Here is a 22,528-nt window from a genome sequence, read left to right on the forward strand (position 1 = left end):
GCGGCATCCGGTGCTGCGGAGGCATGTTCGCTGGAGGCGTGACGCCGTGTCAGCCGCGGATGGCGGCGATCGTGAGGGTGGTGTCGGGGAGCTTGACGGTGACGTCCGAGCTGGTCGTCAGGCCGCTGGGCGTGTCGAACACGGTGGTGTGCGGGACGATGTCGTGCGTGCAGACGCCGCCGCTGGCCGGGGCGAGCATGGCCTCCAGCTGGTTGGACGCCACCACCTTCACCGACTGCACGGTCGGCGGGCAGGTGGAGCTGCCGTTGAGCACGATCCCGAACTGCTTTCCGTTCTCCAGCCAGGTCGCCCAGGAGGCGCCGCCCGCGCTGCTGGCCGGGGGCTGGACCCCCTGCGGCTCGCCCGCGTAGTCCTTCGCGGGTTTCACCTGCGTGCTCGTACATCCCGCGAGCAGCAGGGCCGCGGCGACGAGCACAGCGGAGGCGGTGACGGACATCCGGGGGCGCGCTGCACGATTCACGCGCTCATTCTATGGGGGCCCGATGACGCCTAGGATGCCGCCATGAGCAACCTCGAGCGCGACCCGGTGGAGGTCCTCGCGGGCGACGACGTGATCGTCGCCGACGCGGGCGTGGAGATCCTGGAGCCGCGCGAGGTCCCGCTCGGCGGTCCGCGGGCGATGACCGTGCGACGCACCCTCCCGCAGCGGAAGCGCTCTCTGATCGGCGGCTGGTGCTTCGTCGACCACTACGGCCCGGACGACGTCTCGCTGACCGGCGGGATGCAGGTCCCGCCGCATCCGCACACCGGGCTGCAGACGGTGAGCTGGCTGTTCGAGGGCGAGATCGACCACCGCGACAGCGTGGGCAGCCACGCCCTGGTGCGGCCGGGCGAACTCAACCTGATGACGGCGGGGCGCGGGATCAGTCACTCCGAGGTGTCCACGCCCGGGACGCAGCGCCTGCACGGCGTCCAGCTCTGGGTGGCGCTGCCGAGCGCGTCGCGGGAGGTCACCCCCTTCTTCGAGCACCACGTCCCGTCCCCTGCGGCGCTCGGGGACGCGACCGTGCGGACGTTCGTCGGCGCGCTGGCCGGGAGCGGGACGACTGCGACGGTGTTCTCACCGCTGGTCGGCGCAGAGCTCACCATGCCGGCGGGAGCGCGGGTGGCCGTGCCGCTGGATCCGGCCTTCGAGCACGGCGTCCTGGTCGACGCCGGAGAGGTGACGGTCGCCGGGACCGCCGTGCCCCTCGCGCATCTCGCGTACCTCTGCCCCGGGCGTGACGCCGTGGAGGTGGAGGCCGCTGGGCCCGCGCGCCTCCTGCTGCTCGGCGGCGAGCCGCTCGGCGAGCAGATCGTCATGTGGTGGAACTTCATCGGCCGCAGCCACGAGGACATCGTCGCGGCGCGGGCCGAGTGGCAGCGCGACGTGATCGACGGGGAGGACCCGGAGGGGCGGTTCGGGACCGTGGGCGGGTATGCCGGTGGCGCGCTGCCGGCGCCGGCTTTGCCGACGGTGCGGCTGAAGCCGCGCGGCTGAGGGCGACAACATCCTCCACACCATCGGCTCGGCGACGATCTCTCCACAGATTTCCGCATCGCCCGCCTCAGATGACCTCCGCGCTGCACAATGGATCTACGCATGCAGAAGGCTTTGTTTTGCATGCATGATCGATGTAAGCTCGAATCCATGGGAGTCACAGTGCAAGTACGAGATCTCGACCCAGCGGTCGATGCCCGGTTGAAGAATGCCGCGAGCGCGAAGGGCCTTTCGTATTCGGAGTACCTCCGCAGAGAACTGACCCGCATCGCGGAGCGGCTGCGGATCGAGGAGCGATGGGCGGAGGTCGTCGCGGCGGATGCGGCGAGGACCGAGGCCGCCGCCGAGGGTCGCACGCCGTTCACCGGACTGGGGATCACGAGCGAGGAGATCGTGGAGATCGTCCGCGAGAGCCGGAGCGAGCGATGATCGCGGCGGTGATCGACTGCAGCGCGATGGTCGACCTCCTCGCCTCGGCCGGGTCCACCGGCCTTCGGGCAGACGGGCCACTGGCCGACTGCGTGCTCGCGGCCCCGCATCTGATCGATCCGGAGTTCGTGAGCGCGGCGCGACGGATCGCCCGGCAGCGTCCCGAGCGATCGGAACAGGTGGAGCGATTGCTGACCGAGTTCTCGCGGGTACCGATCATGCGCTTCGAGCACGGACCGCTGCGGCAGAACGCCTGGAAGTGGCGTCACGACCTGTCGGCGTACGACGCCATGTATGTCGCGCTCGCGCATGAGCTGGGTCTTCCACTGGTCACGAGCGACGCACGGCTGGCGGCGACAGCTCAGCGGTGGTGCGACACGAGACTGCTCGCGGACGTGGTGGGGCAGGATCGCCCCAGCGGGACGACCACGGTGTCGGCTACTGCAGGGCGGACGTGAGGCGGGCGAGGTTGTCGAGCACCGTGGAGCGGAGGGGCTGCTTCATCCACTCGTCCAGCGTCAGCTCGCGGCTGTCGCGGCGGTAGCCGTCCTCCACTTCGCGCATCTGCTGGACGAACGAGCGTCCGCGGACCATCAGCGAGACCTCCATGTTCAGCAGGAAGGAACGCATGTCCATGTTGCTCGACCCGATGACGGCGACATCGTCGTCGATCGTGAAGTGCTTGGCGTGCAGGATGTACGGCGCCTTGTACATCCAGATCCGCACCCCGGCGCGCAACAGCGCCTCGTAGTACGAGCGCTGTGCGTGGTAGACCAGCGCCTGGTCGCCGATCTCGGAGACGAACAGGTCGACGGCGATTCCGCGCTGGGTGGCGGTCGTGATGGCGGTGAGCATGGCCTCGTCCGGCACGAAGTACGGGGAGGTGATGACGATGCGCTCCTGCGCGTAGTACAGCAGCGCGAGGAAGAGCCGGAGGTTGTTCTCGCCGGCGAACCCGGGTCCGGACGGCACCACCTGGGCGTCGAGCTCCTCCGGGTCGTTGGCGTTGCGGGCGTCCTCGTCGGTGATCGGCTCCGTCTCGCGGCGGAGCAGCTCGTCGGTCTCGCTGTACCAGTCGGTGATGAAGATCGCGTTCAGACCCGCGACGATCGGGCCCTCCAGCCGGACGATGAGCTCTTTCCACTTGAGGCCGCGCTTGATGTTCGACTTCTTGTTGTAGCTGCGGTCGATGACGTTCTGCGAACCCATGAACGCCACCCGGCCGTCCACGATGAGCAGCTTGCGGTGGTTGCGGAGGTCCGGGCGCTGGTACTTGCCCTTGAACGGCTGCACCGGAAGCATCAGGTGCCACTTCGCGCCCATCGCGGTCAGGCGCTTGATCGTGGCCTTGTAGTCGGGCGTGCGCACCGACGCGATGTGGTCGAGCAGCACCCGCACGACGACGCCGCGGGCGACCGCGGCCTCCATCGCCTCGAAGAACGGCGCGGTCGTCTTGTCGAGCGTCAGGATGTAGAACTCGACGTGCACGTACCGCTTCGCGTCGGCGATCGCGGCGGTCATCGCGGCCAGCGAGTCGTCGTAGTGACCGTTGAGGCCTGCCCGGTTACCGCCGACCAGCGGCATGGCGCCGAGGTTGCGGTTGAGCTCGACCACGGACTCCAGCCAGGTCGGCCACGGGTGGTCGCGGCGCACACGCTCCATGCCCTCGGTGCTGTCGAGGATGAAGCTGTTGATCTCCTCCTGCTTCTCGCGGCGCTTCTTCGGGAGCTTGTAGCTGCCGATCAGCAGGAAGAACAGCACGCCGATGTACGGGATGAGGAAGATGGCCAGCAGCCACGCGGTCGCGGAGGTGGGCTTGCGGTTGCGCGGGACCACGATGATCGCGATGACGCGGATGACGAAGTCGAGGAGCAGCGCGAGGACGACGATCGTCGTGGTCAGGAAACCCGCGTCCATCCATCCCCCTCGGGCGTCAGCCGGTGAGGATGCCGGAACGGTGCCCTCGAATGCCTACCGTAGCGGGCGGCGAGCCTCCGGAGCGAGACGGCGCACGATCGGGCGGTGTCCGGGGCCGGGCGGCGGACTCCTCCTGAGAGTGCGCTCAGCTCTTGGGGGCGAGGCCGCGACGGGCGCGTTCCTCGTTCTCCATGCGGGAGTACACCTTGCGCTCGGTGCGGTCGGCACGCACGATGGCGCGCATGATCACCCAGAACAGCAGGCCGACGAGCACGGTCGGGGCCAGCGACCAGACGATTCCACCGATGATGTCTCCCATAGCGGGATAATGGTACCTCGCACACATGTGAACCCGACTCCCCCGGAGCAGCACCACGCCTCCCTTCCTCGTCTTCCTCACCACCTGGTCGTTCGACCCGGCGGCCGCGGTCATGCTCATCGCCGCGGCGGCCCTCTACCTCGGCGGCGTGCTGTCGCTGCGGCGCCGCGGTCACCGCTGGCCGGCGCGGCTGACGTGGATGTACCTGCTGCTCGGGCTCGGCTCGTACGCGGTCATCTCGTTCGGGTTCCTCGGGGCCGAGAGCCAGGTGCTGCGCTGGGCCTTCACGACACGGATCGCGCTGCTGCTGTTCGTCGTCCCGGCGCTCGTGAGCCTCGGGAGGCCGATCGCGCTCGCGCGGGTCGCGCTGGGCAGCACGGGTCAGGGGCGCACCGACCGGTTCCTGCAGTCACGCCCGGTGCGGCTATTCGGCAACGCCATTTTCGCGACAGTGTTCGCGTGCGCGGCGTTCATGATCTTCCTGACGCCGGTCGCGGCGGTCCTCCGCGACAACCCCTGGTCGGAGTGGACCATCTCCATACTGGTGCCCCTCGCGGGCCTGCTGATGGTGCTGCCGATCGCGGCCCACTCGGTGATCCACACCAGCTTCTTCATCACGGTGGAGTTCCTGCTGGCCTTCGTCGCGCTGCTGCTCGACGCCATCCCCGGCCTGCTGCTGCGGCTCAACGACGCCGTGCTCGACCACGCTCCGGCGATCGTCGGCCCGTTGCCGTTGTGGTTCCCGAGCGCCCTGCACGACCAGCATCTGTCCGGCGACTTCCTGTGGTTCATCGCCGAGATCGCGGACGTCCCGATCCTGGTCATCCTCTTCATCCGGTGGATGCGCCTCGACCGCCGCGAGGGCAAGAAGCTGGACGAGCTCAGCGACGAGGAGATGGAGGCGCTCACGCAAGCGCACCTCCACCAGCGCGGCTGAGCCCTACTTCACGAGGGGGAAGAGGATGGTCTCGCGGATGCCGAGGCCGGTGAGCGCCATGAGGAGGCGGTCGATGCCCATGCCCATGCCGCCGGTGGGAGGCATGCCGAACTCGAGGGCGCGCAGGAACTCCTCATCGAGGCGCATCGCCTCGTCGTCGCCGGCGGCCGCCAGGCGCGCCTGCTCCACGAAGCGCTCACGCTGCACGACCGGGTCGATCAGCTCGGAGTAGCCCGTCGCCAGCTCGAAGCCGCGAGTGTAGAGATCCCACTTCTCCACCACGCCGTCCCGCGAGCGGTGCGCGCGCACGAGCGGGCTGGTGTCGACCGGGAAGTCCATGACGAACGTCGGGCGCACGAGTCCCGACTTCACGTGGTGCTCCCACAGCTCCTCGACGTACTTGCCGGGCAGCGGGTGCGGCACCTCGATCTCAGCGTCGGCGGCGAGCTCACGCAGCCGCGACATCGGGGTCTGCGGCGTGATCTCCTCGCCGATGGCCTCCGAGAGGCTGTCGTACATCCGGATGCGGTCCCACTGGCCGCCGAGGTCGTACGCGGTGCCGTCCGCCCAGGTGACCACGTGCGAGCCGGAGACGGCGACCGCCGCGTCCTGGATGAGCTGCTGGGTCAGGTCGGCGATCGAGTTGTAGTCGCCGTACGCCTGATAGGCCTCCAGCATCGCGAACTCGGGGGAGTGCGTGGAGTCAGCGCCCTCGTTGCGGAAGTTGCGGTTGATCTCGAACACCCGGTCGATGCCGCCGACGACGGCGCGCTTCAGGTACAGCTCCGGCGCGATGCGCAGGAAGAGCTCGGTGTCGAACGCGTTGGAGTGCGTGACGAACGGGCGGGCGGAGGCGCCGCCGTGCATCACCTGCAGCATCGGCGTCTCGACCTCCACGAAGCCCTGGCCCGCGAACGTGCTCCGGAGGCTGGCGACGGCCGCGGCCCGGTCGAGGACGTTGCGGCGGGCCTGCTCGCGCGCGATCAGGTCGAGGTAGCGGCTGCGGACGCGCGTCTCCTCGTTGAGCTCGTTGTGGAGGTTCGGCAGCGGCAGGATCGCCTTGGACGCGATCTCCCAGCCGCGGACCATGATCGACAGCTCGCCGCGGCGGCTGGAGATGACCTCGCCCGAGACGAAGACGTGGTCGCCGAGGTCGACCAGCTCCTTCCAGCGCGCCAGCGACTCCTCGCCCACTTCGGCGAGCGAGACCATGGCCTGGAGGCGCGAGCCGTCGCCTGACTGGAGCACGGCGAAGCAGAGCTTGCCGGTGTTGCGCTGGTGCACGACGCGGCCGGCGAGGCCGACGGTCTCGCCGGAGGTCTGGTCGGCCTCCAGGTGGCCCCAGGCGGCGCGCACCTCGGGAATGGTGGTCGTCACGGGGACCTGCACCGGGTAGGCGCCGCCGCCCGCGTCGCCGGCCTCGGCGATGAGGCGCTCGCGCTTGGCCAGGCGGACGGCCTTCTGCTCGCTGATCTCGTCGGCGGTGAGGTCGCCGTCGGCGTTGAGGTCGGTGGCAGGCGCTTCGGTCATCGTGTCTTCCGTTCCGGCGGTTCTATGGAGGGCGTGCGGCGTGGGGGCTCAGCCGAGCGTGATGCGCGCGTTGTCGATCAGGCGGGTGGAGCCGACGCGGGCGGCGATCAGCAGCAGCGCAGGACCGTGGAGGTCCGCACCCGCTTCGAGGAACGTGTCCTGATCGACGATCGCGAGATAGTCCAGTTTAACGACCGGCTCGGCCTCCACGCGCGCGGTCGCGGCTTCGAGTGCGGCGGCCGCTCCCCCGGACGCCGCTGACGTGCCGGCGGCGAGCGCCTGCGACAGTGTGATGGCGGCCCTTCGCTGGTCGTCGTCCAGGTAGCGGTTGCGGCTGGAGAGCGCGAGGCCGTCCTCCTCGCGCACGGTGTCGACCACCGCGATGGTGACGGGGAGGTCGAGGTCGTCGACCATGCGGCCGACCAGGTGCACCTGCTGGGCGTCCTTCTGGCCGAACACGGCGACGTCGGGCTGGACGATGTTGAGCAGCTTGGCGACGACGGTCAGCATCCCGTCGAAGTGGCCGGGGCGCGAGGCGCCCTCGAACAGCCGGCCGACCTCGCCCGCGGAGACCCGGGTGGAGGACGGCCCGTCCGGATACATCTCGGCGGCGGTCGGAGCGAAGACCAGGTCGGCGAGGCCGTCGAGCGCGGCGACGTCGGCGTCGAGGGTGCGCGGGTAGCGGTCCAGGTCCTCGTTCGGGCCGAACTGCAGAGGGTTGACGAAGATCGAGACGACCACGAGACCGCCGAGGTCGCGGGCCCGGCTCACCAGGCTCAAATGGCCGCGATGGAGGGCGCCCATCGTCGGGACCAGCACGACCCGGCCCGCGGGCGCGTCGGCGGGACCGTCCAGCGCGGCCGCCCGCCTGGCGTGCGCCACCCGCTCGCGCAGCTCGGCGATGGTGGTCACGACGTCGGGCATGACGGTCCTCTCGGGGTGGTGGCGGTGAGGTCGTTGGCGCCGGTCCCGTGCGGGCGAGGCGGCCGCATCCAGGCTACTCGCCGCGGAGGTACCAGCCGCGACCGTCGTCGCCTGGGTCGCCTTCGCCCGGGCCGTCGTCCGCGGCGCCGAGCGCCTCCAGCACGTCGCCGACGTCGAGAGCGGTCGGCGCTCCGGCGCGGGTCAAGGCGTTGTCGACGGCCGAGCGCAGCAGCGAGCTGAGGAACGATCCGGGGTTCTCGACGCCGATCCCCGCGAGGATGCCGGTGGACTGCTCGACGATCGAGCGCGAGAACGCGGTCGCCGTCGCGATGGCCTCGGCGTAGGCCGGGCGATCGGCCTCCGCGATGACGACCGGCTCGCCGCCCATCTCGACCACCAGGGCCTGCGCGATCGGGAGCACCGGAGTGGGCGCGGTGACGGCGAACCAGCTCTCCGCCAGCCGGGCGAGGTCGAGGCTAGTGCCCGTGAACTCGAACGCAGGGTGCACCGCGAGCGGGATGGCGCCGGCCTCCGCGGCCGGTCGCAGCACCTCGACGCCGTAGCCCGGCGCCGTGTGCAGCACGAGCTGGCCCGGCTGCCAGGTGCCGGTCGCGGCGAGGCCGGAGACGAGGCCGGGAAGCTCGCGGTCGGGGACGGCGAGGATGACGAGCTCACTGCGCTCGACAAGTGTCGGGACGTCCAGGATCGGCGCCTGGGGCAGCATCGCCTGGGCGCGCTCGCGGCTCTCGGAGGACACCGCGGAGATTCCGACGATCGCGTGGCCCGCTCCGGCGAGCGCGGCGCCGAGCACGGGCCCGACGCGTCCGGCGCCGACGATGCCGAGGCCGAGACGGCCGGACCGCCGGGTGCTGTCGTTCATGCGTCCTCCCCTGGGGTGCTGTCGGATTCGTGCCGAATGTCGCTTTTCGCGGCGCCGGAGTCGACATTCGGCACGAATCCCGCGGTGTGTCTCCAACGGTGGGTGCGGTCGGCAGCCGCGGCGGCCACGGCGCGCACCGCCACGCTCTCGAAGAGCTGCTCGCCGGTCGCCGCGTCCATCGCGCCGAGCCGGGGATGCACGGGGCCGGACACGGTGTGGAAGCGTGCCTCCGCCAGCCCCAGCAGCCGATCGAGCGGGCCCTGCTGCAACTCCAGGCTCTGCAGCCGGGCCAGCGGCACCACCGCGAGGCTCCGCCAGACGAAGCCGCGGCGCAGCAGCACGGCCCCGTCCACCATCCGGAAGCCCGTGCGCTGCCACGAGAACGGCCGCAGCCAGATCGCGCGCCGCGGGCTGCCGGTGAACGCGTCGTGGCCGCGGGAGGTCATGCCCTCCAGGATCGCGGCGCTGTGCTCGTCGGTGAACGCCGGGAGAACCAGCGACAGCACCTTCGCCACGTCGGCCTGGTCGCCGACCGGCAGCATGGTCGTGTTCGGCTGGCCCGCCGCGCCCTTTTCGCGCGTGTGGCCGGCCGTGTCGATCCGGATCTGCCACCAGCCGAACGGCCGCCAGAGCAGCGGTTGCAGCACCTCGACCGCGTGGATGCGGCCTGGCGGCAGCGTCTCGTTGCTCGTCGTGAGCAGGCCGAAGCCCATCCGGACGCCGTCGGGCGTGCCCGCGATCGAGTACCGGAGCGACTTGGTGAACCGGTTGATGTAGAAGCTCGCCGAGCCGAGCAGGCCCGGGAGGACGACGATCAGCAGCCAGGGCGCGCCGCCCGCCGAGCCGATCACCAGCAGGACGATCACGGCGACCACGAACACGGTGAACCCGCTGAGCACGAGCGAACCGGCGAGGCGGACGGGCGGGATCTTCACGACCGACTCCGGCGGCGCCGCGTTCGGGTCGAGCTCCGGCGCGAGGAAGTCGTCGATGCGCCGGCTGACGAAGTCGCCGACCTGGGCGGCGCGGGAGGACGCGACCGCGACGCCGGGAGCCGGGGCGGCGGCCTCCGCCTCCCGGACACCCGACGCAAGCCGCAGCACGTCCGACCGCAGCCCGTCCGCGAGCACCGAGCCGAGGTACGCCAGGGTCACGTTCGCGTCGTGTCCTGCCACGGAGATCTCGAGCTTCGCCGCCCCGAAGATGCGCGCGAGCAGCGGCCGCTGCACGTTGATGCCCTGGATGCGGTCGAGCCTGGCCTTGCGCTGGGTACGGAACAGGATGCCGCTGCGCACCTCCACCGCGTCGCCGGTGATCCGGAAGCTGTGCATCCGCCACGATACGTAAAACGCGGCGAGGCAGCCGAACAGCACGACCGCGACGCCGAGCAGCGCCCACCCCTCCCAGCCGTGGTTGACGATCGCGTCGATCGGGTCGCCACCGACGTCGGGCGCTCCGACGAAGAAGCTCACCAGCCGTTCGCGGAGGTTGGACAGCACGAAACCCAGGACCGCGATGAACACGATGCCGCCGCGCAGCAGCGGCGTCGCGGGGTGGAGCCGGTGCCACTCGCCGTCGGTGAAGCGCTCGGCGGCGCGCTCGGCGGGGTTCAGCGGCCCGCCGGGCAGTGGTCCACCCGTCGCTCCGCCCTGCGGCACGCCCCCGGGCTCCGGAATGGTCACAGCCCTGCCCGGCGGCTCTCCGCCAGCTCCACCAGCCGGTCCCGCAGCTCCGCGGCCTGCGGCTCCGGGAGCCCGGGGACCACGACATTGGTCGACGCCGCCGCTGTCACGAACTTCAGGTCGGCCAGCCCGAGCATCCGCCCGACCGGCCCGCGCGTGATGTCGATGAGCTGCATGCGCCCGTACGGCACCGACACGAAGCGCTGGAACATGATCCCGCGCCGGAAGAGCAGGTCGTCGGCGCGCAGGATGTACCCGATCGACCGGGTGCGCCGGTTCGCGATGAACAACCCGATCAGCGTCGCGACCACGACGACCACCAGCAGCGTCCACGCCCACGACCACCCGGCGACCAGCCAGAGGAACACCGTCCCTGCGCTCAGGACGATCCCGCTGAGGAGGGTGCTGACGACGACCACGACCACGTACTTCGGCGAGACGCGGTTCCACTCCCCGACAGTGAGGTCAATGCGAGCGGGCACGAGCGGCCTCCGGGTCGTCGTCCTTGTCGTCGGGCGGGAGGGTGCAGAAGAACTCGGCGACCAGGCCCGCGACGAGCAGGATGACGGCGCCCGCCGTGCCGAGCGAGGTCAGCAGCACCGCGTTCGAGGCGGGCAGCACGTCCCGGGTGAGGATGTAGATCAGGATGCCGGCGCCCGCACCGGTCAGCAGCGCGCCGCTCAGGCTGCACGCCTTGGCGAGGACCACGATCCGCGTCGCCTGGAACGGGTCGATGCGGCGCGAGCTGCGGCCGCGCACGGACCGGCGGATCGGGATGGCGAACGCCACCACGATGATCGCGACCGCGACGAGCGTGATCGGCAGCGTCAGCGGCGGGATGAACACGGCGATGCCGGTGCCCGACGCTGCGAGCTCCCCGAGGAAGCCCACGACCAGTCCGAGGACCCCGAGGCCGATCAGGGAGGTGGGACGCGTGCGGTTCATGCGTCGCCCGCCTCGTACAACGTGACGGGATCGGTCGCCCGGGACGCCAGCTCGGCCACCGGTCCGTAGCCCGGCAGCACGGCATCCGGGTCCACCTCCAGCCACGGCACCAGTACGAAGGCGCGCTCGTGCGCGCGGGGGTGCGGGAGGACGATGCGCGGATCGTCGTCGGCGACGATCCCCTGGTAGTCGACGATGTCGATGTCGAGGGTGCGGTCGCCCCAGCGCTCCTCGCGCACGCGGCCGAGGGCGTCCTCCACGCGGTTGACCGCGGCCAGCAGCGCCAGCGGGTCGAGGATGGTGGTGATCAGCGCGACGGCATTGAGGTAGGCGGGCGCCTCCTCGTCGATGCCCTCCGGCTTGAGCGCGGGCGTCTCGTAGAGTCGGGACACGGCCGTGACGTGGAGGCCGGGGTCGTCCGCGAGCAGCCGGAGCGCCTCGCGGATGGTGGCGACGCGGTCGCCCAGGTTGCTGCCGAAGGCGAGCACGGCCGGGACGCCGACGCGCAAGCGCTCCGGTCGCCCGATGCGGTTCGGCGGCGTCATGGCCGGCCCCGCAGGATGCGGACGGCGACATCGCCGAACGGCACCTCGATCGGGGCGTCCGGCTTGTGCACCGTGACCTCCACCGAGTGCACCGGTTCGTGTGCGAGGACCACCCCGGCCACGCGCTCCGCGACCGTCTCGATGAGGTCGACGGGGTCACGGCGCACGGCATCGGCGATCTCGTTCGCCAGCTCGCCGTAATGCACGGTGCGGGCGAGGTCGTCGGAGGCCGCGGACGGCGACAGGTCGAGGTGCGCCGTCACGTCCACGACGAAATCCTGGCCGTTCGCGCGCTCGAAGTCGAACACCCCGTGGTTCGCCCGCACGCGCAGCCCGGTCAGTACGATCGCGTCCGTCGGCGTGCGCGAGACGGACACGGCAGCGGAATCAGTCATCGCGTCCAGCTTGCCACGCCTGCACGACATCCAGGGCCATCCGTGTCGACGCCACGTCGTGCACGCGCACGGCCCAGACGCCGGCCTGCGCGGCGAGCGCGGAGATGACCGCGGTCGGCGCGTCCCGGTCCTCGACCGTGGCGCCCTCGCCGAGCAGCGTGCCGAGGAACCGTTTGCGCGACGCCCCGATGAGCACCGGGTAGCCGAGGGTCTCGAACTCGTGGAGGCCGGCGAGCACCTGCCAGTTGTGCTGCGCGTTCTTCGAGAAGCCGAGGCCAGGGTCCAGCACGAGCTTGGCGGGGTCGATGCCGTGCTCGAGGAGGGTGGTGACGCGGGCGGACAGCTCCGAGCGCACCTCTGCCACGGTGTGACTGTAGACGGCGCGCGAGTCGGCCGCGTCGAGCCGGCCGCGCCAGTGCATGACGACGTACTGGAGTCCGGTGTCGAGCACGGCGTCCGGCATCCCGGCGTCGGCCAAGCCTCCGGAGACATCGTTGATGATCGCGGCGCCCGCGTCGGCGGCAGCGCGCGCGGTGGAGGCGTTGAGCGTGTCGATGCTGACCGTGACGCCGTGCTCGGCGAGCGTGCGGATGACGGGGACGACGCGGGCGCGCTCCTCCGCCGGGTCGACGCGCAGCGCGCCCGGCCGGGTGGACTCGCCGCCGACGTCGATCAGGTCGGCCCCCTGCGCGACGAGCTCGAGCGCGTGCGCGATCGCGGCCTCCGGCTCCAGCCACAGCCCGCCGTCGCTGAAGGAGTCGGGCGTCACGTTGAGGACGCCCATGATGAGCGTCACTCGGACGCCTCGTCGCGCGGTCCGCCGATGAGGGCGATGAGTTCGGCGCGGGAGGCGGGCTCGGCGAAGGCGCCGCGCGCAGCCATCGTCACGGTGGTGGCGCGGGTCTGCCGCGCGCCGCGGGTGGTCACGCACTCGTGGGAGGCGTCCAGCACCACGAGCACGCCGCGGGCCGCAGCACCCTCCTCGATCGTGTCCGCGATCTGCTCGGTGAGGCGCTCCTGGAGCTGCGGGCGCGACGAGAGCGTCTCGATCACGCGCGGGATGCGGCCGAGGCCGATCACTGCGTCCCCGGGCAGGTAGGCCACGTGCGCGACACCGAGGAACGGCAGCAGGTGGTGTTCGCACACCGACCGGAATGCGATGTCACGCAGGATCACGGTCTCGGCGGCGGCGTCCTCCAGCGGCACCGGCTCACCGAGCTGCTGACGCGCGTCGACGCCCACGCCGGAGAAGAACTCGGCGTAGGCGTCGGCGACGCGCGACGGGGTGTCGGCCAGGCCCGGACGCGACGGATCCTCGCCGATGGCGGCGAGGATCTCGGCGACGGCCGCCTCGATGCGTGCGCGATCGAATCCGGTCATGCGGTGCGCGGCCTAGGCCGTCGCCGGCCGCGGCTTGATGGCGGGAGCCCGCTTCGGCTTCGACGACGGCGGCTCCGAGTCGACGCCGCCGTCCACGGCCCCGGCGTCGATAGGCGCCTTGGGGAACGGGATGGGCGGCTGGTCGGAGATCGGCCGCTTGTCGCTGGACAGCCACTGCGGGCGCTCCGGCAGCTTCTTGACGTCGACGAAGATCTCGGCGATCTGGTTGTGGTCGAGCGTCTCGTGCTCCAGCAGCGAAGCCGCGAGCCGGTCGAGCACGGCGCGGTTGTCGTTGATGACCTCCCACGCCTCGTCGTGCGCCTTCTCGATGAGGGCGCGCACCTCGGTGTCGACGCGCTCGGCGATCCGCTCGGAGTAGTCGCGCTGGTGGCCCATGTCACGGCCGAGGAACATCTCGCCGTTCGCCTGGCCCAGCTTGACCGAGCCGATGTCGGCGCTCATGCCGTACTCGGTGACCATCTTGCGGGCGATGGAGGTCGCCTTCTCGATGTCGTTGGAGGCGCCGGTGGTCGGGTCGTGGAAGACGATCTCCTCCGCGACGCGGCCGCCCATCGCGTAGGCGAGCTGGTCGAGGAGCTCGTTGCGGGTGACCGAGTACTTGTCCTCCAGCGGCATGACCATCGTGTAGCCGAGGGCCCGGCCGCGCGGGAGGATGGTGATCTTCGTCACCGGGTCGGTGTGGCGCATCGCCGCAGCGGCGAGGGCGTGGCCGCCCTCGTGGTACGCCGTGATCAGCTTCTCCTGGTCCTTCATGACCCTGGTGCGCTTCTGCGGGCCCGCGATGACGCGGTCCACGGCCTCGTCGAGGGCGCGGTTGTCGATGAGCTGCGCGTTGGAGCGCGCCGTCAGCAGCGCGGCCTCATTGAGCACGTTGGCCAGGTCGGCGCCGGTGAAACCGGGCGTCTTGCGGGCGAGCACCTCGAGGTCCACGGAGGCCGCCAGCGGCTTGCCGCGGCCGTGCACCTCCAGGATCTTCTTGCGGCCGAGCATGTCCGGAGCGTCGACGCCGATCTGGCGGTCGAAGCGGCCCGGGCGCAGCAGCGCGGGGTCGAGGATGTCGGGGCGGTTGGTCGCCGCGATCAGGATGACGTTCGTCTTGGGGTCGAAGCCGTCCATCTCCACCAGGAGCTGGTTGAGGGTCTGCTCGCGCTCGTCGTGACCGCCGCCGAGGCCGGCGCCGCGGTGACGGCCGACCGCGTCGATCTCGTCGATGAAGATGATGGCCGGGGAGTTCTCCTTGGCCTGCTGGAACAGGTCGCGGACGCGGCTGGCGCCGACGCCGACGAACATCTCTACGAAGTCCGAGCCGGAGATCGAGTAGAAGGGGACGCCCGCCTCACCCGCGACGGCGCGGGCCAGCAGGGTCTTGCCCGTTCCGGGAGGGCCGTACAGCAGCACGCCCTTGGGGATGCGCGCGCCGACCGCCTGGAACTTCGCGGGCTCCTTGAGGAAGTCCTTGATCTCCTCCAGCTCCTCGATGGCCTCGTCGGACCCGGCGACGTCGTCGAAGGTGACCTTCGGCGTCTCCTTGGTGACGAGCTTCGCCCGGGACTTGCCGAACTGCATGACCTTGTTGCCGCCGCCCTGCATGCCCGAGATCATGATCCAGAAGAACACGCCGATGAGCAGCGCGGGGATGAGGAAGCCGAGGATGTTCACGAACCAGTTGGGCTGCGGAACGGAGTCGTCGTAGCCCTTGGGGAGGTTGGCGTCGTCGATCGCTTTGACGATGTCGGCGCCGCGCGGGGTGACGTAGTAGAACTGCACCTGGGTGCCGTTGGCGCCGTCCGCCTGCTTGAGCATCAGGTCGACCCGGTTCTCGCCGTCGACGATCTTCGCGCTCGACACCTTGTCCTGCTGGAGGAGGTTGAGCCCCTCCTGCGTGGTGACGGGCTTGAAGCCCGACATGGTGATCAGGCTGGACCCGATCCACACCGCGATGATCGCAAGCACGACGTACAGAATCGGGCCGCGGAAGATCTTCTTGAGGTTCATGGTGCGACCACAGTACCGCCTGGGCGCTGTGGGTCGGCTGCGTGTTCGCTCTGGGCGCGCTTACCGCTGCGTACCTGTCCAGCGCCGGATCAGGAGGTCGGGAGGATCGCCGGCCAGTACTCCGCAATCATGCCGTTCTCCACCCGCACGAAGTCGTGACCGGCGAACGACATCGTCTCGTCCCCCATGTGACAGGTGAGGACCCACCGCGCCGCCACGAACCCGTCGCCGACGAGCGGCCCCGCCTGCACGTCGAACTCGACGCGATCGAACTGGTCGACCGTCTCCGCGATGGCCCTGGCGAACCCGCGCGGCCCGACGACGTCGCCCTCCGGCCAGTGCCCGACGGCGTCGCCCGCGATGATGGGCTCCAGCGCCGCGTGCCGGTCGCTCCACGCGGCAAGCCAGCGTCGGTACAGCTCGGGAGGTTCGTAGGGCATGGGGTCATCGGACCACGGCGCGGGGGCGGGCGCAAGTCAGGGGACCGATTCGGTCGAATCGGTCGAATGGGTCTGTTCAGGCTTTAACGGGTCTGTTGGGTTATCATGGTCGCATGACCGCGCTCATGCCTATCTCCGATGCGAAGCAGCACCTCGGCGCCCTCGTGGACCGCGCGCATCTCCAGCATGAGCTCATCTCCCTGAGCCGGCGCGGCAGGCGGGTGGCCGTGCTCGTCGACGCCGACGAGTTCGACCGCATGGTCGAGCGCCTGGAGGAGCTGGACGATGCCCAGGCGGCCGTCGCCGCCCGGCGCGAGCTGGAAGAGACCGCGGCCGAACCGATCCCGTGGGACGACGTGAAGGCGGAGCTCGGCCTGGCATGACCTACCGGATCGACGTCGCGCCGGCGGCGGCCCGGGAACTGCGCAAGCTGGACCCGCCGGCCCGCCGTCGCATCCAGGCGGTCGTCGAGCTCCTCGCCGAGGTGCCGCGACCCCCCGCCGCGAAGCCGCTCGTCGACAGCGGCGGCGCCTGGCGCGTCCGCGTGGGCGACTACCGGATCGTCTACGACATCGAGGACGACCGGCTGGTCATCCTCGTGCTGCGCGTCGCGCACCGGCGCGAGGTCTACCGCGGCTGAGGGTCGTCCCCGCGCGCCCACGCGATAGCGATCAGCCGGCGCAGCACCGCGAGGTCGATGTCGTCCAGCTTTCGCACGTAAACGCAGCCGGCGCCCTCGGTGAACGTGCCGAGCGACGGCAGCAGGGCCGCGCCCTCCGGAAGGTCCTTGATTCCGTAGAGCGAGAGCTGCGCCTTGCGCGGCGAGAAGCCGGTCTTGGGCCACTCGCCCTGGCGACGCGGGTCGGACGGCGAGACGTAGTGATAGCTGCCGTAGCCGACGATCGACGGACCCCACAGGACGGGGTCGGCGCCCGTCACCTCGTGGAAGATGTCCGCCAGCACGAGGCCGTCGGCCCTGCGCCGTGCGGGCGTCGCGGCCTCGAGGAACGCGCGGACGTCCGCGTCCGACGGCTGGGTCTTGACCTCCGCCATCGCTCCGCCCCGGCCTCTGCCGATCAGCTGTAGACGGCCGGCGCCAGGATGCCGACGCCGCGGAGGTTGCGGTAGTGCTCTGCGTAGTCGAGGCCGTAGCCGACGACGAATTGGTTCGGGATGTCGAAGCCGACGTACTTCACGTCGATCTCGACGCGGGCGGCCTCCGGCTTGCGGAGCAGCGTGAAGATCTCGATCGACTCCGGGCCGCGGCTGTGCAGGTTCGCGAGCAGCCACGAGAGCGTGAGCCCGGAGTCGATGATGTCCTCGACGATCAGCACGGTCTTGCCGCTGAGGTCGGTGTCCAGGTCTTTGAGGATGCGCACGACGCCGCTCGACGCGGTGCCGCTGCCGTAGGAGCTGACCGCCATCCAGTCCATCGTGACGGGGATGCGCAGCTCGCGGGACAGGTCGGCCATCACCATGACGGCGCCCTTGAGGACACCCACGAGGAGGACGTCCTTGCCCGCGTAGTCGGCCTCCACCGTCCTACTCAGCTCGGCGATGCGGGAGCGGATCTGCTCCTCGGTGATCAGAATCTCGGTCAGGTCGTCGTGAACGTCCGTGAGTTCCATGAGGGAGGCGCTGTCCTTAGCTGTCGGGGTGAAACGTGAGCAGGCCGTTCTGCCTGACAACTCTAACGCCTGGCAGGCTGAGCGGTCCCTGGCCGTGCCAGCCCGTGATGAGCTCCGCGACGGCGAGGGTGTGCACCCTGCTCAGGGACACCCCGAACTCGGCGGAGACGACCAGCCGGATGATGCGCTGGCGGAGCGCGGCGGGGTCGGCGGCGAGGCCGCGGACGTCGAGCGCGACGGCGCCGTCCTCGGCCTGGCTGACCAGCTCCTGCGCCCACTCCAGGGCGAGGCCGTCGAGGGCGTCGTCGTCCTCGCGGAGCTGCTCGGCGGTGCGCGCGAGGGCCTCGGCCACGCCGGGGCCGAGCTCGTCCTCCAGCGCGGGCAGCAGCCGGGTGCGGACCCGGACGCGCGCGTAGGCGGGGTCGTCGTTGTGCGGGTCGTCCCACGGGGTCAGCCCGCTGTCGGCGCAGAAGGCCCGCGTCGTCCGGCGACGGAGGCCGAGGAACGGGCGCAGCAGCGTTCCGGTGTCCGGGCGCATCCCCTGGAGGCTGGACGGGCCGGAGCCGCGGGCCAGGCCCAGCAGCACGGTCTCCGCCTGGTCGTCGAGCGTGTGGGCGAGCAGGATCCGGGCCGCGCCGGTGGCCGCGCGGGCGCGGTCGAACACGGCGTGCCGTGCGGCGCGTGCGTCACCCTCCGGGCCGGAGGCTCCTGTCGCGACGCTCACGCGCTCCACGAGCACCGGGTCGAGTCCGAGGTCGCGGGCCTGCACGGCGGCGGCCTCGGCGACCCCCGCGGAGCCGGGCTGGAGGCCGTGGTCGACCACGATCGCGCCGGCTCGGTAGCCGCGGCGCGGGGCCTCGAATGCGGTCGCGGCGGCGAGCGCGAGGGAGTCCGCTCCCCCGCTCAGGCCGACGAGCACGAGCGCTCCGGGGGCGAGCGGCGAAGGCCGGACCGGGCCGTGGTCGTCGTGCGGGTCCACAGCGGGCAGGTCGGCCGCGGCGGCCAGGGCCTCCCGCACCGCGCGGCGGGCGTCGGCGATCGGCGGCGTCAGGCGCGGCCGGCGCGGAGGCCCGGCCGCCGCTCCACCCGCCACGTCACCCGAGGACCCGTTGAGGCGCATCCAGTAACGTTAGTGCAGATTTCCAACAGCTAAGGAGCATCGGCATGGCCGCATACGACGTCGTCATCGAGATCCCGAAGGGGAGCCACAACAAGTACGAGGTGGACCACGAGACCGGTCGCGTCTACCTGGATCGCGTGCTGTTCACCAGCTTCGTGTACCCGACCGACTACGGCTTCTTCGAGAACACCCTCGGCCTCGACGGCGACCCGGTCGACGCGCTGGTGCTGCTCGAGCACCCGGTCTTCCCGGGCGTCGGCGTCAAGGTGCGCCCGGTCGGCGTGCTGAACATGTCCGACGAGGCCGGCAGCGACGCCAAGGTGATCGCTGTGCCGTACAAGGACCCGCGCTGGCTGCACATCCAGGACGTCAACGACATCCCGGAGCAGACCCGCAAGGAGATCGAGCACTTCTTCGCCCGCTACAAGGACCTCGAGCCGGGCAAGTTCGTCAACATCGAGGGCTGGGGCGACGCCGCCGAGGCCGAGGCCATCGTCGAGGCCGGCTTCGTCAAGCTCGCCGCCGAGGGCCACTGACCCTCGCACCCGAACGCACAACCGCCGAGTGGGCAGATAATCTGCCCACTCGGCGGTTTTCTGCGGACTTTGAGCCGTCTCGGCGGCGTGGGGTCAGGCGGAGGGGCGGGCTACCTGGCCCCAGGGGGAGCCCCAGACGGACTGGATCTTGACGACGTCGCCCTCGGTGGGGGCGGCGATCATCATGCCGCCGCCGAGGTAGATGCCGACGTGGTAGAAATTGCCCGGCGAGTCGCCCCAGAAGATGAGGTCACCCGGCTGGCGCTGGCTGTACGGGACGATCTGGCCGCGGTTGGCCGCCGTGAAGAACTGGTCGTTGACCGAGTGCGAGCCGATGTAGACGCCCGCGTAGGCGTACGACTTCATCGTCAGGCCGGAGCAGTCGTAGCCCGTCGGGCCCTCGCCGCCGAAGATGTACGGCTTGCCGAGCTGCGCCTTCGCGTACGAGATGGCAGTGTCGACGACGTTCCCGTTCGGCGGGGCGACCGGGCCGCCCCCGCCGCCGCCTCCCCCGCCCGAGGAGCCGCCGGATGACCCGCTGCCGGCCTGCTGCTGGGCCTGCTGCTGTTGCTGCTGGCGGATCGCCGCCTGCCGCTGCGCCTCCGCCGCCGCTGCGGCAGCCGCCGCGGCCGCCGCCTGCTCCTGCCGGATCTTCTCGCCCTGCAGGTACGCCGCCTCCACCTGCGTCGAGGTGTTCTTGAGGGTCGCGAGCTGGGCTACCAGCTCCGTGGACTTGTTCTGCTGCTCGACGAGCGCAGCCTGGGCCGCGGACTGCGCGTTCTGCGCGGCGGTCAGCGCCTGGTCGGCGGCGACCGAGAGCTTCTCGCGCTCGGTCTTCGCCGTCTTGGCCTGCTCGTTCAGCGACTCGGCGGTGTTCTTGTCCTTGGTCGCCTGGTCGTAGACGGCCTTCGACTGCTCGGTGAGCTTGCTCATGGTGCCGAGCTGGAACAGGAGCTTGTCGGCGCTGGAGCCGCTGCCGCCGCCCTTCAGCAGCAGCTCGGTGCTGACGTCGGTGCCGCCGCCGGCTTTGGCCAGGTGGGAGGCGAGGAGGCCGGCACGCATCTGCGAGGTCTTGGCCTTCGCAGCGGCGTCCGCCGACTGCTTCTCGAGGTCGGCCTGCTTCGCCGTCGCCGCGGCGAGCGCGTCCTTGGCCTGGAAGTAGGCCTCCGCCGCCTTCTCGGAGGCGATGCGGGCGGCGTCGACGCTGCTCTGGAGGCCGGTGATCAGGGTCGTGATGTTCGCGATCATCGCCTGCTGGTTGGCGACGTTGGCCTTCGCCTGCTGGACGTCGTTCCAGGACGGGTAGTCGACGGCCTGCGCCGGGGCGACGATGCCGATGGACGCCGTGACGGCGCCCATGACGCCTGCGCCGATCGCGAGGCCTGTGCGGGTACGGGAGTTCTTCGAAGTGTCGCTAGCCAAGGGGGGCCTGCCTTGCTCTCATGAACGGGATTCCGTCGATCTTCTGGCCGTTCACCAGCACTTCGTAGTGCAGGTGGCAGCCGGTGGAGGCGCCGGTGCTGCCGACGCGGGCGATCGGCTGGCCGGCCCCGACGCTCTGGCCGATGCCGACGAGGATGCCGCCATTGCGGATGTGCGCGTAGCCGGTCTCGATGCCGCCGCCGTTGTCGAGGAGCACGTAGTTGCCGTGGGTGCCGTCCGGCCCCGCGTAGATGACGGTGCCGCTGTACGCCGCGTAGATGGGCGCGTTGCACGAGGCGCCGATGTCGATGCCCATGTGGTAGGTGCTGCCGATTCCGCCGGGGGACGGGCGCGGGCCGAAGCCGTCCGTGATCGGACCGGCGGCCGGGACAGCCCAGCCCTGCGGTCCGACGTAGCCGCCGGGGAGGCCTCCCGAGCCGCGCGCCGCTGCCGCCGCGGCCGCTGCTGCGACGCCGGCCTCGTAACCCGAGACCGTCTTCGCCGTGGTGTCGCGGAGGGCGGCGAGCTGCGCCTGCATGACGACGATCTGCTTCTGCTGCTCGGCCAGCTTGGCCTGCGCGGCCTTCGCGGCGGCGACAGCGGCCTGGAGGGCGGCCGTCGCCGAGACGCGGAGCTTCTCGCGCTCGGCCTTGGCGACCTCCGCGATCGCCGACAGCGCCTTGGCGTTGTTCTGCGCGACGCGGGCGTCGGTGTAGACCTTGTCGGACTGCTCGGTGAGCTTGGACATGCTCCCGAGGGAGGTCAGTAGCGTCTCGGGGTTCGTCCCGCTGGCGCCGTTGCCGCTCAGGAAGAGGTTGGCGGTGAGGTTGCGCCCGCCGGTGCGGTAGAGCTGTGCGGCGAGCTTGCCGGCCTGGGCGCCGGCGGCGTCGGCCTTCTGCTGGCTGGCGGCGGCCTGGGACTCCAGGTCCCTGGCCTTCATGTCCGCCGTGTCGAACGCCTCGACGGCCGCCTGCAGCTCCTCGCCGCGCTTCTGCGCGGCCGCTTGGGTGTCGGAGACCTCCTGGTCGAGCTGCGCGATGAGGGTCGTGATGCGCGTGACCTGGGCCGAAGCTGCGGCCTCGTTGGCCTTGGCGTTCTGGACGTCCTGCCAGCTCGGGTACTGGTCGGCGTACGCCGGCGCGGCGATGGAGCCGACGACCCCGGTGAGCGCGATGGCCCCGACCGCGAGGAGGCGCAGCAGCGCCCGGCGCGGCCTGCGCCGGTGCGTGTCGTCTCTCGTCGCGTATCTCATCGTCACCTTCAACCCGTCGGATGGAACATCGGCTGTCACACGATCAACACGGGTCTCGTCATCACCAGGAGCAACATTAGCAACATCACCATACGCCGCCCGGGTCGGGGGGAGGGCGGCGGTGCTCGATCGGGACCACGTGCGGCTCGCACGGACGACAGGGGGGCCGTCGATCGCCATCTTCGCTGGCGTCCGGCTTCTCACCGGGCATTTCATCGGGGCGTGGCGAGAACCGGCGCGATCGACCCGCCCGGGCTGCAACCCCGATTGGCATTCTGTCGGGGACTTCCGTATGCTTATGCGTCGGTGGTCATCGAAAAGCGAAAGCGATTCGGGACGATCCGGCCCCATCGTTTAGTGGCCTAGGACGCCGCCCTTTCACGGCGGTAGCACGGGTTCGAATCCCGTTGGGGTCACGATGGCATCCATTACAATCGAATAAGCACCACAGTTAGGCCCTGTAGCGCAGTTGGTTAGCGTGCCGCCCTGTCACGGCGGAGGTCGCGGGTTCAAGTCCCGTCAGGGTCGCCACGGCGACAAGCCCTTCCATTCGGAAGGGCTTCCGTCTAGGTAGGCACTTCGTGCCTTCCGGCTCTGTAGCTCAGTTGGTAGAGCGTTCGACTGAAAATCGAAAGGTCACCGGATCGATGCCGGTCGGAGCCACCAGAGAAAACCCCCGGATCCGTAAGGAATCCGGGGGTTTTTTGTTGTTCCCCGAGCGTGCCGGGCA

At 70.6% G+C, this 22,528-nt stretch carries 27 protein-coding genes and 3 tRNA genes; 10 read left to right on the forward strand and 20 right to left on the reverse strand.

The genetic code is table 11. The features are described 5' to 3' along the window. Nucleotides 1-49 precede the first annotated feature (49 nt). Nucleotides 50-481: a hypothetical protein gene (locus ABH923_RS07910; RefSeq protein WP_370054790.1), complete on the reverse strand. Its 432-nt coding sequence runs from the start codon at nt 479-481 to the stop codon at nt 50-52. A gap of 42 nt (nt 482-523) precedes the next feature. Between ABH923_RS07910 and ABH923_RS07915 the strand changes: the two genes are divergently transcribed. The 3 genes from ABH923_RS07915 to ABH923_RS07925 all read left to right on the forward strand — a co-directional run bounded on the left by ABH923_RS07915 (nt 524) and on the right by ABH923_RS07925 (nt 2,388). Further along, on the forward strand, nt 524-1,501 hold the full coding sequence (locus ABH923_RS07915; RefSeq protein ID WP_370054791.1) for a pirin family protein: 978 nt from the start codon (nt 524-526) through the stop codon (nt 1,499-1,501). Nucleotides 1,502-1,651: 150 nt separating this feature from the next. Continuing rightward, nucleotides 1,652-1,930, forward strand: a complete 279-nt coding sequence (locus tag ABH923_RS07920) for a hypothetical protein (RefSeq protein WP_370054793.1) — start codon at nt 1,652-1,654, stop codon at nt 1,928-1,930. After that, nucleotides 1,927-2,388 (forward strand): type II toxin-antitoxin system VapC family toxin, encoded by a 462-nt coding sequence (locus ABH923_RS07925; RefSeq protein WP_370054795.1) that lies wholly within the window; start codon nt 1,927-1,929, stop codon nt 2,386-2,388. The genes ABH923_RS07920 and ABH923_RS07925 overlap by 4 nt, the downstream gene beginning before the upstream one ends. On the opposite strand, the gene cls is transcribed toward ABH923_RS07925, so the two are convergent. Further along, on the reverse strand, nt 2,369-3,847 hold the full coding sequence (gene cls, locus ABH923_RS07930) for a cardiolipin synthase (protein WP_370054797.1): 1,479 nt from the start codon (nt 3,845-3,847) through the stop codon (nt 2,369-2,371). The two genes, ABH923_RS07925 and cls, sit on opposite strands and share 20 nt — an antisense overlap. A 145-nt stretch (nt 3,848-3,992) precedes the next feature. Then, nucleotides 3,993-4,166: a hypothetical protein gene (locus ABH923_RS07935; RefSeq protein ID WP_370054798.1), complete on the reverse strand. Its 174-nt coding sequence runs from the start codon at nt 4,164-4,166 to the stop codon at nt 3,993-3,995. A 112-nt stretch (nt 4,167-4,278) separates the two neighbouring features. Here ABH923_RS07935 and ABH923_RS07940 point away from each other — a divergent pair, with 112 nt between their 5' ends. Further along, entirely contained in the window at nt 4,279-5,103 is an 825-nt protein-coding gene (locus ABH923_RS07940; protein WP_370054799.1) for a cytochrome c oxidase assembly protein, read from the forward strand. A 3-nt stretch (nt 5,104-5,106) separates the two neighbouring features. Here the strand turns inward: ABH923_RS07940 and lysS are convergent, their stop codons facing one another. From lysS to ABH923_RS08000, 12 genes are all read right to left on the reverse strand, one after another. Beyond that, nucleotides 5,107-6,633: a lysine--tRNA ligase gene (lysS, locus tag ABH923_RS07945; RefSeq protein WP_370054800.1), complete on the reverse strand. Its 1,527-nt coding sequence runs from the start codon at nt 6,631-6,633 to the stop codon at nt 5,107-5,109. A gap of 48 nt (nt 6,634-6,681) precedes the next feature. Beyond that, entirely contained in the window at nt 6,682-7,557 is an 876-nt protein-coding gene (gene panC / locus ABH923_RS07950) for a pantoate--beta-alanine ligase (protein ID WP_370054802.1), read from the reverse strand. Between the two features lie 73 nt (nt 7,558-7,630). Then, on the reverse strand, nt 7,631-8,437 hold the full coding sequence (locus ABH923_RS07955; RefSeq protein WP_370054804.1) for a Rossmann-like and DUF2520 domain-containing protein: 807 nt from the start codon (nt 8,435-8,437) through the stop codon (nt 7,631-7,633). Further along, nucleotides 8,434-10,119, reverse strand: coding sequence for a PH domain-containing protein (locus ABH923_RS07960; protein ID WP_370054806.1), 1,686 nt, complete (start codon nt 10,117-10,119; stop codon nt 8,434-8,436). Before ABH923_RS07960 ends, ABH923_RS07955 begins: the two co-directional genes overlap by 4 nt. Continuing rightward, nucleotides 10,116-10,601 carry a PH domain-containing protein gene (locus tag ABH923_RS07965; RefSeq protein ID WP_370054808.1) on the reverse strand — a complete coding sequence of 162 codons (486 nt, stop codon included), beginning with the start codon at nt 10,599-10,601 and terminating at the stop codon, nt 10,116-10,118. The genes ABH923_RS07960 and ABH923_RS07965 overlap by 4 nt, the downstream gene beginning before the upstream one ends. Continuing rightward, entirely contained in the window at nt 10,585-11,064 is a 480-nt protein-coding gene (locus ABH923_RS07970; RefSeq protein WP_370054809.1) for a DUF3180 domain-containing protein, read from the reverse strand. The genes ABH923_RS07965 and ABH923_RS07970 overlap by 17 nt, the downstream gene beginning before the upstream one ends. Beyond that, a complete protein-coding gene (folK, locus tag ABH923_RS07975; protein WP_370054810.1) occupies nt 11,061-11,609 on the reverse strand; it encodes a 2-amino-4-hydroxy-6-hydroxymethyldihydropteridine diphosphokinase in 549 nt (182 codons plus the stop codon). The genes ABH923_RS07970 and folK overlap by 4 nt, the downstream gene beginning before the upstream one ends. Then, entirely contained in the window at nt 11,606-12,004 is a 399-nt protein-coding gene (folB, locus tag ABH923_RS07980; RefSeq protein WP_370054811.1) for a dihydroneopterin aldolase, read from the reverse strand. Before folB ends, folK begins: the two co-directional genes overlap by 4 nt. After that, nucleotides 11,997-12,800 (reverse strand): dihydropteroate synthase, encoded by an 804-nt coding sequence (folP, locus tag ABH923_RS07985; RefSeq protein WP_370054812.1) that lies wholly within the window; start codon nt 12,798-12,800, stop codon nt 11,997-11,999. Before folP ends, folB begins: the two co-directional genes overlap by 8 nt. Further along, complete coding sequence (folE, locus tag ABH923_RS07990) at nt 12,797-13,384, reverse strand: GTP cyclohydrolase I FolE (RefSeq protein ID WP_370054813.1); 588 nt, start codon at nt 13,382-13,384, stop codon at nt 12,797-12,799. Before folE ends, folP begins: the two co-directional genes overlap by 4 nt. A gap of 12 nt (nt 13,385-13,396) precedes the next feature. Then, nucleotides 13,397-15,400: an ATP-dependent zinc metalloprotease FtsH gene (ftsH, locus tag ABH923_RS07995; RefSeq protein WP_370054814.1), complete on the reverse strand. Its 2,004-nt coding sequence runs from the start codon at nt 15,398-15,400 to the stop codon at nt 13,397-13,399. A gap of 89 nt (nt 15,401-15,489) precedes the next feature. Next, entirely contained in the window at nt 15,490-15,840 is a 351-nt protein-coding gene (locus tag ABH923_RS08000) for a nuclear transport factor 2 family protein (protein WP_370054816.1), read from the reverse strand. Nucleotides 15,841-15,953: 113 nt separating this feature from the next. On the opposite strand from ABH923_RS08000, the gene ABH923_RS08005 reads away from it, so the two are divergent. Further along, the gene (locus tag ABH923_RS08005; protein WP_370054817.1) at nt 15,954-16,223 is read left to right on the forward strand and encodes a type II toxin-antitoxin system Phd/YefM family antitoxin; all 270 of its coding nucleotides are present in this window, start codon (nt 15,954-15,956) and stop codon (nt 16,221-16,223) included. Further along, nucleotides 16,220-16,480, forward strand: coding sequence for a type II toxin-antitoxin system RelE/ParE family toxin (locus tag ABH923_RS08010; protein ID WP_370054818.1), 261 nt, complete (start codon nt 16,220-16,222; stop codon nt 16,478-16,480). The genes ABH923_RS08005 and ABH923_RS08010 overlap by 4 nt, the downstream gene beginning before the upstream one ends. Here ABH923_RS08010 and ABH923_RS08015 read toward each other — a convergent pair. Genes ABH923_RS08015 through tilS form a run of 3 tightly spaced genes read right to left on the reverse strand, consistent with a single transcriptional unit; the run spans nt 16,468 to nt 18,588 of the window. Beyond that, nucleotides 16,468-16,893, reverse strand: a complete 426-nt coding sequence (locus tag ABH923_RS08015) for a DUF1801 domain-containing protein (protein WP_370054820.1) — start codon at nt 16,891-16,893, stop codon at nt 16,468-16,470. The two genes, ABH923_RS08010 and ABH923_RS08015, sit on opposite strands and share 13 nt — an antisense overlap. Nucleotides 16,894-16,916: 23 nt before the next feature. Further along, the gene (gene hpt, locus ABH923_RS08020; RefSeq protein WP_370054821.1) at nt 16,917-17,468 is read right to left on the reverse strand and encodes a hypoxanthine phosphoribosyltransferase; all 552 of its coding nucleotides are present in this window, start codon (nt 17,466-17,468) and stop codon (nt 16,917-16,919) included. Nucleotides 17,469-17,484: 16 nt separating this feature from the next. Further along, nucleotides 17,485-18,588, reverse strand: a complete 1,104-nt coding sequence (tilS, locus tag ABH923_RS08025) for a tRNA lysidine(34) synthetase TilS (RefSeq protein ID WP_370054823.1) — start codon at nt 18,586-18,588, stop codon at nt 17,485-17,487. Between the two features lie 44 nt (nt 18,589-18,632). Here tilS and ABH923_RS08030 point away from each other — a divergent pair, with 44 nt between their 5' ends. After that, on the forward strand, nt 18,633-19,124 hold the full coding sequence (locus ABH923_RS08030) for an inorganic diphosphatase (protein ID WP_370054825.1): 492 nt from the start codon (nt 18,633-18,635) through the stop codon (nt 19,122-19,124). Nucleotides 19,125-19,217: 93 nt separating this feature from the next. Here the strand turns inward: ABH923_RS08030 and ABH923_RS08035 are convergent, their stop codons facing one another. Then, complete coding sequence (locus ABH923_RS08035) at nt 19,218-20,546, reverse strand: C40 family peptidase (RefSeq protein ID WP_370054826.1); 1,329 nt, start codon at nt 20,544-20,546, stop codon at nt 19,218-19,220. Beyond that, nucleotides 20,539-21,798 (reverse strand): M23 family metallopeptidase, encoded by a 1,260-nt coding sequence (locus tag ABH923_RS08040; RefSeq protein ID WP_370054828.1) that lies wholly within the window; start codon nt 21,796-21,798, stop codon nt 20,539-20,541. Before ABH923_RS08040 ends, ABH923_RS08035 begins: the two co-directional genes overlap by 8 nt. A gap of 343 nt (nt 21,799-22,141) precedes the next feature. Here ABH923_RS08040 and ABH923_RS08045 point away from each other — a divergent pair. The 3 genes from ABH923_RS08045 (at nt 22,142) to ABH923_RS08055 (ending at nt 22,464) form a co-directional block, all read left to right on the forward strand. Continuing rightward, nucleotides 22,142-22,214, forward strand: a tRNA-Glu gene (locus ABH923_RS08045). A gap of 38 nt (nt 22,215-22,252) precedes the next feature. After that, nucleotides 22,253-22,329 (forward strand) — tRNA-Asp (locus tag ABH923_RS08050). A gap of 59 nt (nt 22,330-22,388) precedes the next feature. Beyond that, nucleotides 22,389-22,464 (forward strand) — tRNA-Phe (locus ABH923_RS08055). The last annotated feature ends 64 nt before the right edge of the window (nt 22,465-22,528 follow it).

This window comes from Leifsonia sp. EB41 (genome assembly GCF_041262565.1).
Classification (GTDB): domain Bacteria; phylum Actinomycetota; class Actinomycetes; order Actinomycetales; family Microbacteriaceae; genus Leifsonia.

Bases quoted from the DNA above. Each gene is read 5' to 3' on its own strand.
- ABH923_RS07915 (WP_370054791.1), top strand. From the start codon at position 524: ATGAGCAACCTCGAGCGCGACCCGGTGGAGGTCCTCGCGGGCGACGAC.
- ABH923_RS07920 (WP_370054793.1), top strand. From the start codon at position 1,652: ATGGGAGTCACAGTGCAAGTACGAGATCTCGACCCAGCGGTCGATGCC.
- ABH923_RS07925 (WP_370054795.1), top strand. From the start codon at position 1,927: ATGATCGCGGCGGTGATCGACTGCAGCGCGATGGTCGACCTCCTCGCC.
- cls (WP_370054797.1), bottom strand. From the start codon at position 3,847: ATGGACGCGGGTTTCCTGACCACGACGATCGTCGTCCTCGCGCTGCTC.
- ABH923_RS07935 (WP_370054798.1), bottom strand. From the start codon at position 4,166: ATGGGAGACATCATCGGTGGAATCGTCTGGTCGCTGGCCCCGACCGTG.
- ABH923_RS07940 (WP_370054799.1), top strand. From the start codon at position 4,279: ATGCTCATCGCCGCGGCGGCCCTCTACCTCGGCGGCGTGCTGTCGCTG.
- lysS (WP_370054800.1), bottom strand. From the start codon at position 6,633: ATGACCGAAGCGCCTGCCACCGACCTCAACGCCGACGGCGACCTCACC.
- panC (WP_370054802.1), bottom strand. From the start codon at position 7,557: ATGCCCGACGTCGTGACCACCATCGCCGAGCTGCGCGAGCGGGTGGCG.
- ABH923_RS07955 (WP_370054804.1), bottom strand. From the start codon at position 8,437: ATGAACGACAGCACCCGGCGGTCCGGCCGTCTCGGCCTCGGCATCGTC.
- ABH923_RS07970 (WP_370054809.1), bottom strand. From the start codon at position 11,064: ATGAACCGCACGCGTCCCACCTCCCTGATCGGCCTCGGGGTCCTCGGA.
- folK (WP_370054810.1), bottom strand. From the start codon at position 11,609: ATGACGCCGCCGAACCGCATCGGGCGACCGGAGCGCTTGCGCGTCGGC.
- folB (WP_370054811.1), bottom strand. From the start codon at position 12,004: ATGACTGATTCCGCTGCCGTGTCCGTCTCGCGCACGCCGACGGACGCG.
- folE (WP_370054813.1), bottom strand. From the start codon at position 13,384: ATGACCGGATTCGATCGCGCACGCATCGAGGCGGCCGTCGCCGAGATC.
- ftsH (WP_370054814.1), bottom strand. From the start codon at position 15,400: ATGAACCTCAAGAAGATCTTCCGCGGCCCGATTCTGTACGTCGTGCTT.
- ABH923_RS08000 (WP_370054816.1), bottom strand. From the start codon at position 15,840: ATGCCCTACGAACCTCCCGAGCTGTACCGACGCTGGCTTGCCGCGTGG.
- ABH923_RS08005 (WP_370054817.1), top strand. From the start codon at position 15,954: ATGACCGCGCTCATGCCTATCTCCGATGCGAAGCAGCACCTCGGCGCC.
- ABH923_RS08010 (WP_370054818.1), top strand. From the start codon at position 16,220: ATGACCTACCGGATCGACGTCGCGCCGGCGGCGGCCCGGGAACTGCGC.
- ABH923_RS08015 (WP_370054820.1), bottom strand. From the start codon at position 16,893: ATGGCGGAGGTCAAGACCCAGCCGTCGGACGCGGACGTCCGCGCGTTC.
- hpt (WP_370054821.1), bottom strand. From the start codon at position 17,468: ATGGAACTCACGGACGTTCACGACGACCTGACCGAGATTCTGATCACC.
- tilS (WP_370054823.1), bottom strand. From the start codon at position 18,588: ATGCGCCTCAACGGGTCCTCGGGTGACGTGGCGGGTGGAGCGGCGGCC.
- ABH923_RS08030 (WP_370054825.1), top strand. From the start codon at position 18,633: ATGGCCGCATACGACGTCGTCATCGAGATCCCGAAGGGGAGCCACAAC.
- ABH923_RS08040 (WP_370054828.1), bottom strand. From the start codon at position 21,798: ATGAGATACGCGACGAGAGACGACACGCACCGGCGCAGGCCGCGCCGG.